At 56.7% G+C, this 383-nt stretch carries 1 protein-coding gene; it reads right to left on the reverse strand.

The features are described from left to right. Positions 1-383: Ig-like domain-containing protein (locus tag NTD86_RS03555; protein WP_262200780.1), on the reverse strand; the 383-nt coding region annotated here is incomplete at both ends.

Raw genomic sequence — 383 nt, forward strand, 5'->3', positions numbered from 1 at the left:
ACTGTCGAGCGTGATGCTGAAGTTACCTTCTTCGTCCACAGTGCCGTTGCCAATTGCCAGGCCCGCCGCGTCTTTAACCGAGACAGTGCTGCCCGCTTCGCCTTTACCGGTCAGTTCCAGGCCAGTGGCACTCACTTTCAGTTCAGTCGCAGCAGCGGGTGCGGTGGTATCACCGGCAATCACTGGCGCGACGTCCGACACATTGCCTGCCTTGTCGGTCAGAGTGACATTGAGGGTCTCGCCATTTTTCTGCGGTGTATTGAGTATTGCGGTAAACGAACCATCAGCATCAACAATGCCGGTACCGATTTGCACACCTGCTGCGTTTTTCACGATCACGATGCTGCCGGCTTCGCCTTTACCCGTCAGCTCCAGGCCATTGG

It is taken from the genome of Pseudomonas sp. 7P_10.2_Bac1 (genome assembly GCF_025465935.1).
GTDB lineage: Bacteria > Pseudomonadota > Gammaproteobacteria > Pseudomonadales > Pseudomonadaceae > Aquipseudomonas.